General features: G+C 67.5%; 11 protein-coding genes and 1 pseudogene. 5 read left to right on the top strand and 7 right to left on the bottom strand.

The features are described from left to right. Positions 1 to 29 precede the first annotated feature (29 nt). From IB274_RS18410 to IB274_RS18385, 6 genes are all read right to left on the bottom strand, one after another. Complete coding sequence (locus IB274_RS18410; protein WP_192433489.1) at positions 30 to 932, bottom strand: hydroxymethylglutaryl-CoA lyase; 903 nt, start codon at positions 930 to 932, stop codon at positions 30 to 32. 157 nt (positions 933 to 1,089) lie between these two features. Beyond that, the gene (locus IB274_RS18405; RefSeq protein ID WP_192433487.1) at positions 1,090 to 3,045 is read right to left on the bottom strand and encodes an acetyl/propionyl/methylcrotonyl-CoA carboxylase subunit alpha; all 1,956 of its coding nucleotides are present in this window, start codon (positions 3,043 to 3,045) and stop codon (positions 1,090 to 1,092) included. Further along, complete coding sequence (locus IB274_RS18400) at positions 3,045 to 3,857, bottom strand: gamma-carboxygeranoyl-CoA hydratase (protein ID WP_192433485.1); 813 nt, start codon at positions 3,855 to 3,857, stop codon at positions 3,045 to 3,047. Before IB274_RS18400 ends, IB274_RS18405 begins: the two co-directional genes overlap by 1 nt. A 10-nt stretch (positions 3,858 to 3,867) precedes the next feature. Then, a complete protein-coding gene (locus IB274_RS18395; protein WP_192433484.1) occupies positions 3,868 to 5,475 on the bottom strand; it encodes a carboxyl transferase domain-containing protein in 1,608 nt (535 codons plus the stop codon). A gap of 114 nt (positions 5,476 to 5,589) precedes the next feature. Beyond that, positions 5,590 to 6,753 carry an isovaleryl-CoA dehydrogenase gene (locus tag IB274_RS18390; RefSeq protein ID WP_024765596.1) on the bottom strand — a complete coding sequence of 388 codons (1,164 nt, stop codon included), beginning with the start codon at positions 6,751 to 6,753 and terminating at the stop codon, positions 5,590 to 5,592. Between the two features lie 168 nt (positions 6,754 to 6,921). Beyond that, entirely contained in the window at positions 6,922 to 7,326 is a 405-nt protein-coding gene (locus IB274_RS18385; RefSeq protein WP_081516619.1) for a MerR family transcriptional regulator, read from the bottom strand. Positions 7,327 to 7,576: 250 nt separating this feature from the next. On the opposite strand from IB274_RS18385, the gene IB274_RS18380 reads away from it, so the two are divergent. The 5 genes from IB274_RS18380 (at position 7,577) to IB274_RS18360 (ending at position 13,958) form a co-directional block, all read left to right on the top strand. Further along, positions 7,577 to 9,475, top strand: coding sequence for a sigma-54-dependent Fis family transcriptional regulator (locus IB274_RS18380; RefSeq protein WP_192433481.1), 1,899 nt, complete (start codon positions 7,577 to 7,579; stop codon positions 9,473 to 9,475). Next, complete coding sequence (locus IB274_RS18375; protein ID WP_192433479.1) at positions 9,475 to 11,202, top strand: ABC transporter ATP-binding protein; 1,728 nt, start codon at positions 9,475 to 9,477, stop codon at positions 11,200 to 11,202. Before IB274_RS18380 ends, IB274_RS18375 begins: the two co-directional genes overlap by 1 nt. Next, positions 11,192 to 11,863, top strand: a complete 672-nt coding sequence (locus tag IB274_RS18370) for a S8 family serine peptidase (RefSeq protein ID WP_192433477.1) — start codon at positions 11,192 to 11,194, stop codon at positions 11,861 to 11,863. Before IB274_RS18375 ends, IB274_RS18370 begins: the two co-directional genes overlap by 11 nt. 187 nt (positions 11,864 to 12,050) lie before the next feature. Beyond that, positions 12,051 to 13,367, top strand: coding sequence for an NAD(P)/FAD-dependent oxidoreductase (locus IB274_RS18365; RefSeq protein ID WP_192433475.1), 1,317 nt, complete (start codon positions 12,051 to 12,053; stop codon positions 13,365 to 13,367). 63 nt (positions 13,368 to 13,430) lie between these two features. Then, entirely contained in the window at positions 13,431 to 13,958 is a 528-nt protein-coding gene (locus IB274_RS18360) for a DUF3828 domain-containing protein (protein WP_192433473.1), read from the top strand. 24 nt (positions 13,959 to 13,982) lie between these two features. Here the strand turns inward: IB274_RS18360 and IB274_RS29700 are convergent. Further along, positions 13,983 to 14,093: pseudogene (locus tag IB274_RS29700) on the bottom strand (IS110 family transposase); the annotation flags it as partial.

Below are 14,093 nucleotides of genomic sequence, written 5' to 3'. Positions count from 1 at the left end.
CGCATGGCGCGCTCCTACAGGGATGGGCTTCAGCGTTTGGACAGTTGCGCCTTGGCCACCCGCGAGCCGTTTGGCTTGTCGAGCACCGCGCAGATGCGCTGGCCGGCGTCGATCAGCAGGTCCAGGTCGATGCCGGTGTGGATGCCCAGGCCGTTGAGCAGGTAGAGCACGTCCTCGGTGGCGACGTTGCCGGTGGCGCCCTTGGCGTAGGGGCAACCGCCGAGACCGGCGACCGAGCTGTCGAACACCGCGATGCCTTCCAGCAGGCTGGCGTAGATGTTCGCCGTGGCCTGGCCGTAGGTGTCGTGGAAGTGCCCGGCCAATTGCGCGCGCGGCACACGCTGGCCGACGACCTCGAACAGGTGGCGGGTGGCGCCGGCGGTACCGACGCCGATGGTGTCGCCGAGGGAAACTTCGTAGCAGCCCATGGCGTGCAGCTCTTCGGCGACGGCGGCGACCTGCGCCGCGTCCACCTCGCCCTGATAGGGGCAACCGAGCACGCAGGAGACGTAGCCGCGCACGCGCACGCCGTGCTGGCGGGCCGCTTCCATCACCGGAACGAAGCGCTCCAGGCTCTCCTTGATCGAGCAGTTGATGTTCTTCTGCGAGAAGGCCTCGGAGGCGGCGGCGAATACCGCGACTTCCTTGACCTTCGATTCCAGCGCGGCCTCGAAGCCCTTCAGGTTCGGCGCCAGGGCGGCGTAGGTGACGCCGGCCTTCTGTCGGATGCCGGCGAAGACTTCCGCCGAGCCGGCCATCTGCGGCACCCACTTGGGCGAGACGAAGCTGCCGACTTCGATGTAGTCCAGGCCGGCGGCGGTGAGGTCGTCCACCAGGCGTACCTTGTCGGCCACGGCGATGGGTTGTTTCTCGTTCTGCAGGCCGTCGCGCGGGCCGACTTCGACCAGGCGGACGGATTTTGGCAGGGTCATGGAATGTCCTCGTACTTTCGGTGGAGCGTAGGGCGTATAACCGTTCGCGGTTATACGCCGCTACACCGCAGCTTGCAGTCGATGTCCTGGCTGAACCTGGCGCAGGCTGACCAGGGCCAGTCGGCGTATAACGCGGAGCGTTATACGCCCTACGGATTCAGGCCTCTTCCAGCTCCACCAGCGCCGTCCCTTCGGACACCAGCTCGCCTTCGCTGCAATACAGCGATTTCACCACGCCGGCGTGCGGCGCGCGAATGCTGTGTTCCATCTTCATGGCTTCGAGCACCACCAGGGCTGCGCCAGCTTCGACGCTCTGGCCGGGCTCGACCAGGATGCGCACGATGCTGCCGTTCATCGGTGCACCCAGGCCGCCGTGGTGGGCGTGGGCCGCTTCGGCTTCGGCGATGGGGTCGAAACGCTGCACGCCGACCAGCTCGCCGTTCCATTCCAGGTAGAGGTTGGCGCCACGGCGGATCACCTGGTGGCGGCGGCGAATCTCGCCGTCCTTCACGTCCAGCCATTGCCCGTCGAGTTGGGCGATGCGTTGGCCGTCGGCGTGACGCAGGCGCACCACCTGCGACTCACCCTTGGCCAGCAGGTGCAGGTCGGTTTCCCCTGGCAGGCCGCTGCGCCAGCCGCTCTGGGCGGACCACGGGGAATGGGCGTCGTCACCGCGCACACGGGCGGCTTCGCTCTGCACCCAGGCTTCGCCGGCCAGTTGCCAGAAGCGCTCGGGCAGGGCGGTGGCGGCCGGCAGCAGGTCGTCCTGGTAACGGCCGATGAAGCCGGTATCCAGTTCGCCCTCGGCGAAGGCCGGATGGGCCAGCACGCGGCGCAGGAACGCCAGGTTGGTCTTGAAGCCGCCGACCGCGGTTTCGCTGAGCATCGACAGCAGGCGCTGGCGCGCTTCCTCGCGGTTCTCGCCCCAGGCGATCAGCTTGGCCAGCATCGGGTCGTAGAACGGCGAGATGTCATCGCTCTCGCGGATGCCGCTGTCGGTGCGGCGGCCGGGGCCGGCGGCGGGTTCGCGGTACAGCGCGAGGTGGCCGCTGGCGGGCAGGAAGCCGCCCTCGGGGTCTTCGGCATACAGGCGCACTTCGATGGCGTGGCCATTCAGCGGCACCTGTTCCTGGGTGATCGGCAGCGGCTCGCCACGGGCGACGCGGATCTGCCAGGCCACCAGGTCGAGGCCGGTGATGGCTTCGGTGACCGGGTGCTCCACCTGCAGGCGGGTGTTCATTTCCATGAAGAAGAACTGGCCGCTGCCTTCGTCGTAGAGGAACTCCACGGTGCCGGCGCCGACGTAGCCGATGGCCTGGGCGGCACGTACGGCGGACTCGCCCATGGCGGCGCGCAGTTCGGCGGAGAGGCCGGGGGCCGGCGCTTCTTCCACCACTTTCTGGTGACGGCGCTGGATCGAGCAGTCGCGCTCGTTGAGGTACAGGCAGTGGCCGTGCTGGTCGGCGAACACCTGGATTTCCACGTGGCGCGGCTTGGTCAGGTATTTCTCCACCAGCATGCGCGAGTCGCCGAAACCGGACTGCGCTTCACGCTGCGCGGACTCCAGCGCCTCGGCCAGTTCGCTTTCGCGCTCGACCACCTTCATGCCCTTGCCGCCACCGCCGGCGGCGGCCTTGAGCAGCACCGGATAGCCGATGCGCTCGGCTTCACGCTGGAAGGTGGCATAGTCCTGGGCCTCGCCGTGGTAGCCGGGCACCAGCGGCACGCCGGCGGTTTCCATCAGCGCCTTGGCGGCGGACTTGCTGCCCATGGCATCGATAGCGCTGGCCGGCGGGCCGAGGAAGACCAGCCCGGCCTCTTCGCAGGCACGGGCGAAGCCGGCGTTCTCCGAGAGGAAGCCGTAGCCGGGGTGAATGGCCTGGGCGCCGGCAGCTTTCGCGGCGGCCAATACGGCGTCGGCGCGCAGGTAGCTTTCAGCGGGCTTGGCGCCGCCCAGGTCGATGGCGATGTCCGCCTCCTCGACGTGGCGAGCGTGGCGGTCGGTGGCGCTGTGCACGGCCACGGTGGTCAGGCCCAGGGCCTTGGCGGTGCGCATCACGCGGCAGGCGATCTCGCCGCGGTTGGCCACCAGCAGGGTATCGATCTTCTTCATCAGACTTGCTCCTGCCAGGCCGGTTTGCGTTTCTCCAGGAAGGCGCGCAGGCCTTCCTGCCCCTCGGGGCTGATGCGGATGCGGGCGATGGCGGCTTCGGTGTAGCGGCGGCGTTCGGGAGTGAGTTCGCCGGCGCCGATTTCATGGAACAGTGCCTTGCAGGCCACCAGGGCCGCCGGACTGTTGTTCAGCAGGTTGGCGATCCAGGCCTCGGCCTCGTCATCCAGTTCGGCTGCCGGGTAGGTTTCGTCCACCAGGCCCAGCTCGCGACCGCGGATGCCGCTGAAACGCTCGGCGGTCATGGCGTAGCGGGTGGCGGCGCGCTGGCCGATGGCCTTGCTGACGAAGGGGCCGATGGTGGCCGGGATCAGGCCGATGCGCACCTCGGACAGGCAGAACTGCGCGTCCTCGGCGGCCAGCGCCATGTCGCAGCAGGCGACCAGGCCCACGCCGCCGCCGAAGGCGGCACCCTGAACCACAGCCAGGGTCGGCTTCTGCAACTGGTGCAGGTTGTAGAGCAGTTCGGCGAGCTGCTGGGCATCATTCAGGTTGCCCTGGTAGTCCAGCTGCACGGATTCCTGCATCCACGACAGGTCGGCGCCGCCGCAGAAGTGGCGGCCACGGCCGCGCAGCACGACGAGGCGCACGCGGTCGTCGCTGGCCACGGCGGCCAGCGCCTGGATCAGCTCGGCGATGGTCCGGGCGTTGAAGGCGTTGTTCTTCTCCGGGCGGTTCAGCCAGAGATGGGCGACGCCGCGCGGGTCGATAGCGAGCTCGATATTCTGAAAGGCGATGTTCTGAGAGTCGGTCATGGCAGCGGCCTTACATGCGGAAGACGCCGAAGCGGGTCGCTTCGACAGGCGCGTTGAGCGAGGCGGAGAGGGCGAGGCCGAGCACGTCGCGGGTCTGCGCCGGGTCGATCACGCCGTCGTCCCACAGTCGCGCGCTGGAATAGTAGGGATGCCCCTGGCGCTCGTACTGTTCGAGGATCGGTGCCTTGATCTTCGCCTCTTCCTCGGCGGACAGCGCGTTGCCGGCGCGTTCGGCCTGCTCGCGCTTGACCTGGGCCAAGACGCCTGCGGCCTGCTCGCCGCCCATCACGCCGATCCGCGCGTTGGGCCACATCCACAGGAAGCGCGGGTCGTAGGCACGGCCGCACATGCCGTAGTTACCGGCGCCGAAGCTGCCGCCGATGATCACGGTGAACTTCGGCACCTGGGCGCAGGCCACGGCGGTGACCAGCTTGGCGCCGTGCTTGGCGATGCCGCCGGCCTCGTACTTCTGGCCGACCATGAAGCCGGTGATGTTCTGCAGGAACACCAGCGGAATGCCGCGCTGGCAGGCCAGTTCGATGAAGTGCGCGCCTTTCTGCGCGGCCTCGGCGAAGAGGATGCCGTTGTTGGCGAGGATCGCCACCGGGTAGCCGTGCAGGTGGGCGAAGCCGCACACCAGGGTGGTGCCGAACAGCGCCTTGAACTCGTCGAATTCGCTGCCGTCGACCAGGCGCGCGATGATCTCGCGCACGTCGAAGGGCTGCTTGCTGTCCACCGGGATCACCCCGTACAGCTCGTCGCTGGCATACAGCGGGGCGCGCGGGGCGCGGGTGTTGAGCCGGCCCTGCTTGGTCCAGTTGAGGTTGGCGATGCAGCGGCGGGCGATGGCCAGTGCGTGCTCGTCGTCCTCGGCGTAGTGGTCGGCCACGCCGGAGGTCTTGCAATGCACATCGGCGCCGCCCAGGTCCTCGGCGCTCACCACCTCACCGGTGGCGGCCTTCACCAGCGGTGGGCCGGCTAGGAAGATGGTGGCCTGGTTGCGCACCATGATGGTCTCGTCGCTCATGGCCGGCACGTAGGCGCCGCCGGCAGTGCAGGAGCCCATCACCACGGCGATCTGCGGGATGCCCTGGGCGCTCATGTTGGCCTGGTTGAAGAAGATCCGGCCGAAGTGCTCGCGGTCGGGGAAGACCTCGTCCTGGCGCGGCAGGTTGGCGCCGCCCGAGTCCACCAGGTAGATGCATGGCAGGCGGTTCTGCTGGGCGATGGTCTGGGCGCGCAGGTGCTTCTTCACGGTCAACGGGTAGTAGCTGCCGCCTTTCACCGTGGCGTCGTTGCCGACGATCATGCATTCCACGCCTTCCACGCGGCCGATGCCGGCGACCACGCCGGCGGCGGCGACGTCTTCGCCGTACACCTCATGGGCGGCGAGGGCGGAGACTTCGAGGAAGGGGGAACCTGCGTCGAGCAGGCGGTTGATGCGCTCGCGCACCAGCAGCTTGCCGCGCGCGGTGTGCTTGGCCTGGGCGGCGGCGCCGCCGCCTTCATGGACGCGGCCGAGGACAGCGCGCAGGTCCTGGACGTTCTCCAGCATGGTCGCGGCGTTGGCGGCGTATTCCGGGGAACGGGTGTTGAGTTGGGTGCCGAGGATGGTCATGGCGTCTCCACGTGCGAAGGGCAGGTAGGATGGGTGGAGCCTGCGATACCCATCGCAGGTCAAGCTGATGGGTATCGCTTCGCTCCACCCATCCTACGAATCGGCGAGTTAGGCTTAACGGGTCTCGTTGAACAGCTCGCGGCCAATCAGCATGCGGCGGATTTCACTGGTGCCGGCGCCGATCTCGTAGAGCTTGGCGTCGCGCAGCAGGCGGCCGGTGGGGAACTCGTTGATGTAGCCGTTGCCGCCCAGGATCTGGATGGCGTCCAGGGCCATCTGGGTGGCGCGCTCGGCGGTGTAGAGGATGACCCCGGCGGCGTCCTTGCGGGTGGTCTCGCCACGGTCGCAGGCCTGGGCCACGGCGTACAGGTAGGCGCGGCTGGCGTTGAGCTGGGTGTACATGTCGGCGACCTTGCCCTGGATCAGCTGGAACTCGCCGATGCTCTGGCCGAACTGCTTGCGGTCGTGGATGTAGGGGACGATCACGTCCATGCAGGCCTGCATGATGCCGATCGGGCCGCCGGCGAGGACGACGCGCTCGTAGTCCAGGCCGCTCATCAGCACCTTCACGCCGCCGTTGACCGCGCCCAGTACGTTCTCTTCCGGCACTTCCACGTCATCGAAGAACAGCTCGCAGGTGTTCGAGCCGCGCATGCCTAGCTTGTCGAACTTGCTGCCACGGCTGAAGCCTTTCCAGTCGCGCTCGACGATGAACGCGGTGATGCCGTGGGCGCCTTTCTCCGGCTCGGTCTTGGCGTAGATCACGTAGGTGTTGGCGTCCGGGCCGTTGGTGATCCAGGTCTTGCTGCCATTGAGGACGAAGCGGTCGCCGCGCTTCTCGGCGCGCAGCTTCATCGACACCACGTCGGAGCCGGCGTTGGGCTCGCTCATGGCCAGGGCGCCGATGTGCTCGCCGCTGATCAGCTTGGGCAGGTACTTGGCCTTCTGCTCGGCGTTGCCGTTGCGCTTGATCTGGTTGACGCACAGGTTGGAGTGCGCGCCGTAGGACAGGCCGACCGAAGCCGAGCCACGGCTGATCTCCTCGATGGCGATGACGTGGGCCAGGTAACCCATGTTGGCGCCGCCGTACTCCTCAGCGACGGTGATGCCGAGCAGGCCCATGTCACCGAACTTCTTCCACATGTCCATCGGGAACAGGTTGTCGGCGTCGATCTGCGCGGCGCGCGGGGCGAGTTCGCTGGCGACGAAGCCCTGCACCTGCTCGCGCAGCATGTCGATGGTTTCGCCGAGGCCGAAGTTGAGGGAGGGGTAGCTCATGGGATCACCTGTACTTGTATTTGTAATCTGATGGGTGAATGGGCCTGCTGCGCGTCGGCCATGCTGCGTTGAAAGCCGCCGAGAACTGCTCATTTACAAGCGTAAACTCCGCGTTCTCGGTGCCTTTCGCCTTGCCTGGCTCTAGCTCGCGAGGTCCAGGAGATTGTCTTAAACCGGGACGCGCTGCTTGCGGGGTTTGTCGGTCTCGGCCATGGCCGCCAGGCAGCGCTCCTCGGCCGTGTCCAGTTCCAGTTTCATCTGCTCGATGTCGAGCAACTGCTGTTCCAGCTGTGCGCGGCGCGCGGTGATCTTGTCGAGGAAGGTCTGCAGCTGCTTGGTGTTGCCGCTGCTGGGGTCGTAGAGGTCGATCAGCTCCTTGCACTCGGCCAGCGAGAAGCCGATGCGCTTGCCGCGCAGGATCAGCTTCAGTGCCACCAGGTCCTTCGCGCTGTAGACGCGCTCCTGGCCGCGGCGCTCGGGGCTGAGCATTTCCTGCTCCTCGTAGAAGCGGATGGCGCGGGTGGTGACGTCCAGTTCGCGGGCAAGCTCGGAGATGGTGTAGGTCGTGGCCATGGGAATGCTCTTGCTAGGTCGTTTACCTTTACGTTAACGTAAACCTGCCTTGAGTCAGTGTCAATACAACTCGAAGGCGGCGTAGGAAGGGGGAGTGGCGCGGGAATTGCCTGCTGCTCCCTACTAGACTTTCCTACCTGGGGCTTCCCCTTTACTGACGCCATCTGCGGGTGTACACAGCCCTGACCAGCCTGCGAGTTCCGCGCCCCGACATCCCTGAAAAGGGGCACGGAACCTACCGGAGCGATGCATGACTACAAGAACAATAAGCAGCGACCTGCTGCGCGAAGCCCACCTGGCCCGTGAACGCCTGCAACAGGAAGGCGAAGTCCCCAGCGGCGTGCTCCGCGAGGAAATCGACGCCTCCTGGCGGCGCAGCGTCGGCCATGGCCTGGACTGCGCCAGCGGCACCGAGCACGGCCTCGACACGCGGGTGAAACCCGACGTGCTGCTGGCCGGCAACCGCCTGCTGCTCGACGCCGCCATCCCCGAACTCGACTACCTGCAACAACGCCAGGGCCATGACGGCGTGATCATCCTGGCCAACGCCGACGCCACCATCCTCTCCGTCGAGGGCGCCCGCGAGCGCATGCAGAGCAAGGGCCTGGCCGACATCGTTCAGGGCGCCTGCTGGAGCGAAGCCTCGCGCGGCACCAATGCCCTGGGCACCGCGCTGGTGGAGAAGCGCGCCACGCAGATCGACTGCGGCGAGCACTTCCTCGACCGCCTGAGCCGATTCTCCTGCACCTCGGTGCCCATCGAAGGGCCACAGGGCACGCTGCTTGGCGTGCTCGACATGACCCGCGAAGGGCCGCTTTCCGGCCCGCGTGAAAGCCTCTCGCTGCTCAGTCTCGCGGTGTTCCAGATCGAGGCGCGACTGTTCGCCGTCAGCCATCCGGGGCAGGTGGTGATCGCCTTCCATTATCGCCGCCAGTACCTGGATTCCGCCTGGCAGGGCCTGCTGGCGCTGGGGCTGGACGGCAAGGTGCTGGCCGTCAGCGGTCAGGCCTGCCAACTGCTCGGTGCCCACCGTGAAAGCCTGGTGGGCCGACGCAGCGAAGACCTTCTCGGCGTGCGCGGCGACCAACTGCTCGGCCGCCTCTACCAGGGCGGCGTCGGTAGCCTGCAGACGCCCAAGGGCGAGCTGTTCTACAAGACGCTCCAGGCGCCGCTGCGCAGCCACGCGGTGCCGGTCAGCGCCCGCGCGCCACGCCCGGCCGCCGGCCCCGAACTCGAAGCCCTGGCCGGCAGCCACCCGCGCTACGCCCGTGCCCTGCGCATGGCGCGCCAGGGGCTGGTGAACGAACTGCCGGTGCTGCTGCTGGGTGAAACCGGCAGCGGCAAGGAAGTGGTGGCGCGCGCCCTGCACCAGGCCAGCGCACGCAGCGACAAACCCTTTGTCGCGGTGAACTGCGCGGCGATTCCCGAAGGACTGATCGAGTCCGAGCTGTTCGGCTACCGCGACGGCGCCTTCACCGGCTCGCGGCGCGGCGGCATGGTCGGCCGGCTGCAACAGGCCCATGGCGGCACGCTGTTCCTCGACGAGATCGGCGATATGCCGCTGGCCCTGCAAGCGCGCCTGCTGCGCGTGCTGCAGGAGCGCAAGGTGGCGCCCTTGGGGGCCGGCGAGGAGCAGGACATCGACGTCGCGCTGATCTGCGCCACCCACCGCGACCTCAAGCGACTGGTGGAAGAAAAGCACTTCCGCGAAGACCTCTATTACCGCGTCAACGGCATCAGCGTGAAGCTGCCGGCGCTGCGCGAGCGCGACGACCTCGCCGAACTGGCTAGCGGCCTGCTGGCGCGCCTCGGTGCGCCCAAGGTGAAACTTTCCGCCGAACTGCTCGGCCTGCTGCGCGAGTACCACTGGCCGGGCAACATCCGCCAGCTGGAGATGGTCCTGCGCACGGCGCTGGCCATGCGCGAGGAGGGCGAGGAGGAGCTGAGTCTGGATCATCTGCCCGACAGCACCCTGGACGAACTCAGTGCCGGCGAGCGCGCGCCCAGCGGCAGCATCCGCGAGAACGAACTGGAGCTGATCCGCCAGGCGCTGGAGCGCCACCAGGGCAACGTCTCCGCTGCTGCCGACGCGCTGGGTATCAGTCGCGCCACGCTGTACCGCAAGCTCAAGCAACTCAAGGTGGGCTGATGTTCTTCACCCGCCTGATCGAGAGCGACGATCCGCAGGCGCTCAAGGCCTCGCTGCGCTGGTTGTACGGCTTCGTGCGCCCGCACAAGGCGGCCATTGCCGGTCTCCTCGGGTTGTCGTTCTGCGCCTCGCTGCTGGTGCTCGCGCAGCCGTGGCTGACCAAGACGCTGATCGACGACGGCCTGCTGGCGAAGGACTTCCCTGTGCTGGTGATGGTGGCTGGCGCGATGATCGTCGTCGGCCTGGTCGGTACGGCGTTGTCCGGACTGAACCGCTACCTGCACACGCGCCTGTCCGGGCGCATCCTGTTTTCCCTGCGCGACGCGCTGTACCGCCACCTGCAGACCCTGTCGCCGAGCTTTTTCGGCCGCCGTCGCATTGGCGACCTGATGTCCCGGCTCGATGGCGATGTCGCCGAGATCCAGCGCTTCGCCGTGGACTCGTTGTTCTCTGCGGTGTCCAGCGTGATCGGCCTGGTCGGCGCGCTGGTGCTGTTGCTCACCCTGTCGTGGAAACTCTCGCTGCTGGTGGCGCTGCTGATCCCGCTGGACGTCCTCTGGCTGCGCTGGATGCGGCGCAAGGTGGAGCGCGAGGCGCGCGGTTTGCGCGAGCGTTCGGCGGACCTTTCGTCGTTCTTCGTCGAGACGCTGCCGGCGATGAAGTTCATCCAGTCCGCTGGGCAGCAGAGCCGCGAAGCCGGGCGCCTGGAAGGGCTGGGGCAGGGCTATCTGGGCCAGTTGCTGCGCCTGCAGCTCACCGAGTTCTTCACCCAGGCGGTGCCCGGCACGCTGATGTCGCTGTCCCGCGCTTGTGCCTTCCTGGTAGGCGGCTACTGGGTGGTGCAGGGCACCTGGCAACTGGGTTCGCTGATCGCCTTTTCCACCTACCTGGGCATGGCCATCGGGCCGGTGCAGAGCCTGCTCGGCCTGTACGTCGCGTTGCAGCGCATGACCGTCAGCCTTGGCCGGGTGATGGAGTTGCGCGGTGAGGACGCCACCATCGTTTCGCCTGCCGCGCCAAGGCCGATGCCGACGGTGGGCGAGCTGCGCCTGGAAAACCTGCATTACGCCTGGCCGGGCCGCGCGCAGCCGGTTCTGCAAGCTGTGCAGGCAGTGATTCCCGCCGGTCTCAAGGTCGCGCTGAGCGGCCCTTCGGGCGTTGGCAAGAGCACGCTGATCGACCTGCTGCAACGTTTCTACGACCCCGATCAGGGGCGCATCCTGCTGGACGGCGTGGACCTGCGCGAACTTGACCTGCAAGCCCTGCGTCGGCGCGTGGCGGTGGTCAGCCAGGACATCGTGCTGTTCCGTGGCAGCCTGGCCGACAACCTGGCCTATAGCGCGCCCGAGTCGAGCCGTGAGGCCATCGAGAAGGCCGCCCGCGCGGCGCAGCTCGGCAGCCTGATCGCCAGTCTGCCCGAGGGCCTCGACAGCCCGCTGGGCGAGCGCGGCCAGCAGCTTTCCGGCGGGCAGAAGCAACGCATCGCCATCGCCCGCGCGCTGTTGCAGGACCCACTGATCCTGGTGCTCGACGAGGCTACGTCGCAGGTGGACGAGAGCACCGAGCGCGAGGTCATCGCGGCCATCGACCAGTTGTTCGCCGGGCGCACGCGCCTGCTGATCAGCCACCGCACCTCGACCCTGGCCGCCGCCGAGCTGCACCTGGAATTGCAGGATGGGCAGATGCGGGTGCGCGAGGCTCAGCCGGTGCAGCGTCATGAGGCCTGAGCTGCGGGTTGGGCTGGTCGACAGTGGTTTTGCCGAGTCGCAGTCCGCGAGCGTAAGCGGTGCGCGGCGCTTCTTCCTCACCGACGACGGCCACGCCCAGGGCGAGTCGTTAGCGGATGCTCTGGGCCACGGCAGCGTCGTCTGCGAAGCCATTCTTTCCCAGGCGCCCGATGCCCGCCTGTTCGTCGCCCAGGTCTTCGATGAGCGTGGCGTGACCAGCCCGCTGCAAATAGCCGCCGCGCTGCATTGGCTGGGCGAGCAGGGCGTGCGGGTGATCAACCTGAGTCTGGGCGTGCGCCAGGATCGACCGATCCTGCGTGAGGCCGTGACGGATCTGATCGAAGCCGGCGTGCTGGTTTGTGCGTCCAGCCCGGCGCGGGGGGAACCGGTGTTTCCGGCGAGCTATCCGGGGGTGATCCGGGTGACGGGCGATGCCCGATGCGGCGAAGGCGAGTGGTCCTGGCTGGATAGCCCGCAGGCGGATTTTGGCGCGGCGGTGAAAGTTGGCGGGCGCTCCGGCGCAAGCCTGGGATGCGCGGCCTTCAGCGGCCATCTGGCGGCTTTGCTCGCGGAGCGGCCGGAACTGTCCAATGTGCAGCTCGTCGAGTTGATGCGCGAGCGCGCGGCTTTTCGCGGGATCGAGCGGAAGGTGAGTTTGTGAGTGGAGGTCGAGCACAGTTCCCTCTCCCCAGCCCTCTCCCTGAAGGGAGAGGGAGCTGTTCGGCGCTGCTGGAAGTACGCAGTTTTCCTGTTGCTCAGCAATGCTCAGCCGAACGCCAATCTTCCCAACCGCTCCGGACAGTCCCCTCTCCCTTCAGGGAGAGGGTTAGGGAGAGGGTATTCGGAGCATGAATAAACTCCCGATCCTGATCCTCGGCGCCGGCCCCGCCGGAGCCGCCGTCGCCCTCGGCCTGCGCCGCCTGGGTCATCCGGTCATCGTGATCAGCGAATGGCGCCGCTTCGCCGCCGTCGAAGGCGTCTCCCAGCGCGTACTGGAAGGCCTGCGCAATGCCGGCCTGAAACATGCGCTGACATGCGCCGCGCCGCCTTCGCAACGGCGTGTGCAGTGGAATGGTGTGGAAAGCGCGCAAAACATAGAATGCGTTCTCGACCGCCCGCGCTTCGATGCGGGGCTGCGCGAGGACCTGAGGCAAGCCGGCGTCGAACTGATCGAAGCCCAGGTGCTGGGCGTGGCGGAAGACGGCCCCGGCTGGCGAGTGAAACTCGAAAACGGTCGGGAAGTGCAGGGCGCATTTCTGGTCGAGGCCCGAGGTCGGCAGGCGCCGCTGAACCAGAAGGGAATGAAAGCCCGGCGCGGCCCGGAAACCCTCAGCCTGCTCAACCGCTGGCAGGGCGAGCCTGGCCCGCTGGCAACGGCGGTGGAGAGCCTGGCCGATGGCTGGGCGTGGATGGCGCGGCTGGAGGATGGGCGCTGCTACTGGCAGCTCACCCTGGACGTCGCGAGCAGCCAACTGCCGCCTCGCGAGCAGTTGCTGGACTACTGCCGCGAGCGCCGCAGCGCGTCGAAGCTGGTGCGGGAGTTCTTCGGTGCCGCCGAGGAGCGGGAGCTGGACCTGCACGCCCGCAGCAGCACGGCGATCCTCAGCCTGGAGGCCTGTGGCGATACCTGGATTCGCGTGGGCGATGCGGCGATGGCGGTGGACCCGCTGTCCGGCAATGGCATTTTCCAGTCGCTGTCCTCGGCCTTGCAGGCGCCGCTGGTGATCAACACGCTGCTGCGCGCGCCGGAGCGGGCGGAATTGGCCCGGCGTTTCCATCAGCGACGGGTGGAGCAGCTGTTCCTGCGCTTCGCCCGCGTCGGCCGCGACTTCTATGCCAGCGAAACACAATGGGCCGCTCAGCCGTTCTGGCAAGCGCGCCGCGCCTGGCCGGACCAGCAGCCGAGCCACATGCCGGCCGACTTCGCCAGCCTGCGTATCGAGCGCGCCCCCGTGCTGAATGGCGAGTTCGTCGACGAAGCGGAAGTCGTGGTCAGCGCCGACCAGCCGCTGGGCATCTGGCATCTGGATGGCCTGGAGCTGGCGCCATGGCTGCGGCGGCTGCGCGCGGAGCCGGAGGCGCAGGTGCTGGCGGACCTGCCGCCGGAGCGCCGCCGGGCCTTCCAGGGGTGGCTGCTGTCCCAGGGCTACCGCCGGCAGCTTTAACCACATCACGGATTTTCGAGGCTGCGCTGGGCGATGATGCACGGCTGCCCGATGGAGAATCCCATGGCCTTCCTGCGATCCGCCTTTGCCCTGTCGCTGATCCTGCTGACGCTCTTCGATACCTCGCTCGCGGCTTCGACGTCGGCGACCGATACCGCCAGTGCGGAGCGCTTCCTGCGCCAGTTGTATGCCAGCTACTCGCCGGATGGTCCGGGCGTGCCGAACAAGACGCTGAAGGAGGAGGACGTCTACGACGCCTCGCTGATTGCGTTGATGAAAGCCGATCAGGACGCTGCCGATGGTGAGCTGGGTTACCTGGGTGGCGACCCGCTGTGCGATTGCCAGGACTGGGGCGACATCAAGGTGAGGTCGCTGGCGTTCACCACGGTGGACGACGAACGCATCAAGGCGCGGGTGGTGCTCAAGGATGCCCTGACGGGGGAGGACCGCGACCTTGGCCTGTTGCTGCATCGCACGGCCGGGGGCTGGCTGGTCGAGGACTGCTTCAATGAACAGGGCAGCCTGGCCGAGAACCTGCGGCATAGCACCCGGGAGCTGCTGCAGTTGAAGAAGGACGCGGCCAAGCCCTGAGTCCCGTTGTAGGAGCAACTGTCTTCACACGGCACCTGTCCTCCAACTGGTGCCGTCTCTCACCATCGCGTTGATCCGCACGATCAGTACGCGCATGCATGCCACTAATGCGACCTTCGGGCACCGCCCCTTGTC

It is taken from the genome of Pseudomonas sp. PDM18 (genome assembly GCF_014852585.1).
In the GTDB taxonomy this organism is placed as follows: domain Bacteria; phylum Pseudomonadota; class Gammaproteobacteria; order Pseudomonadales; family Pseudomonadaceae; genus Pseudomonas.
This window is presented reverse-complemented; position numbering and strand designations above follow the sequence as displayed.

What these genes read in the sequence shown, in the direction of transcription:
- IB274_RS18395 (WP_192433484.1), bottom strand. Translation starts at nt 5,475, where the DNA reads ATGACCATCCTCGGCACCCAACTCAACACCCGTTCCCCGGAATACGCC.
- IB274_RS18375 (WP_192433479.1), top strand. Translation starts at nt 9,475, where the DNA reads ATGTTCTTCACCCGCCTGATCGAGAGCGACGATCCGCAGGCGCTCAAG.
- IB274_RS18365 (WP_192433475.1), top strand. Translation starts at nt 12,051, where the DNA reads ATGAATAAACTCCCGATCCTGATCCTCGGCGCCGGCCCCGCCGGAGCC.
- IB274_RS18410 (WP_192433489.1), bottom strand. Translation starts at nt 932, where the DNA reads ATGACCCTGCCAAAATCCGTCCGCCTGGTCGAAGTCGGCCCGCGCGAC.
- IB274_RS18380 (WP_192433481.1), top strand. Translation starts at nt 7,577, where the DNA reads ATGACTACAAGAACAATAAGCAGCGACCTGCTGCGCGAAGCCCACCTG.
- IB274_RS18360 (WP_192433473.1), top strand. Translation starts at nt 13,431, where the DNA reads ATGGCCTTCCTGCGATCCGCCTTTGCCCTGTCGCTGATCCTGCTGACG.
- IB274_RS18405 (WP_192433487.1), bottom strand. Translation starts at nt 3,045, where the DNA reads ATGAAGAAGATCGATACCCTGCTGGTGGCCAACCGCGGCGAGATCGCC.
- IB274_RS18370 (WP_192433477.1), top strand. Translation starts at nt 11,192, where the DNA reads ATGAGGCCTGAGCTGCGGGTTGGGCTGGTCGACAGTGGTTTTGCCGAG.
- IB274_RS18390 (WP_024765596.1), bottom strand. Translation starts at nt 6,753, where the DNA reads ATGAGCTACCCCTCCCTCAACTTCGGCCTCGGCGAAACCATCGACATG.
- IB274_RS18385 (WP_081516619.1), bottom strand. Translation starts at nt 7,326, where the DNA reads ATGGCCACGACCTACACCATCTCCGAGCTTGCCCGCGAACTGGACGTC.
- IB274_RS18400 (WP_192433485.1), bottom strand. Translation starts at nt 3,857, where the DNA reads ATGACCGACTCTCAGAACATCGCCTTTCAGAATATCGAGCTCGCTATC.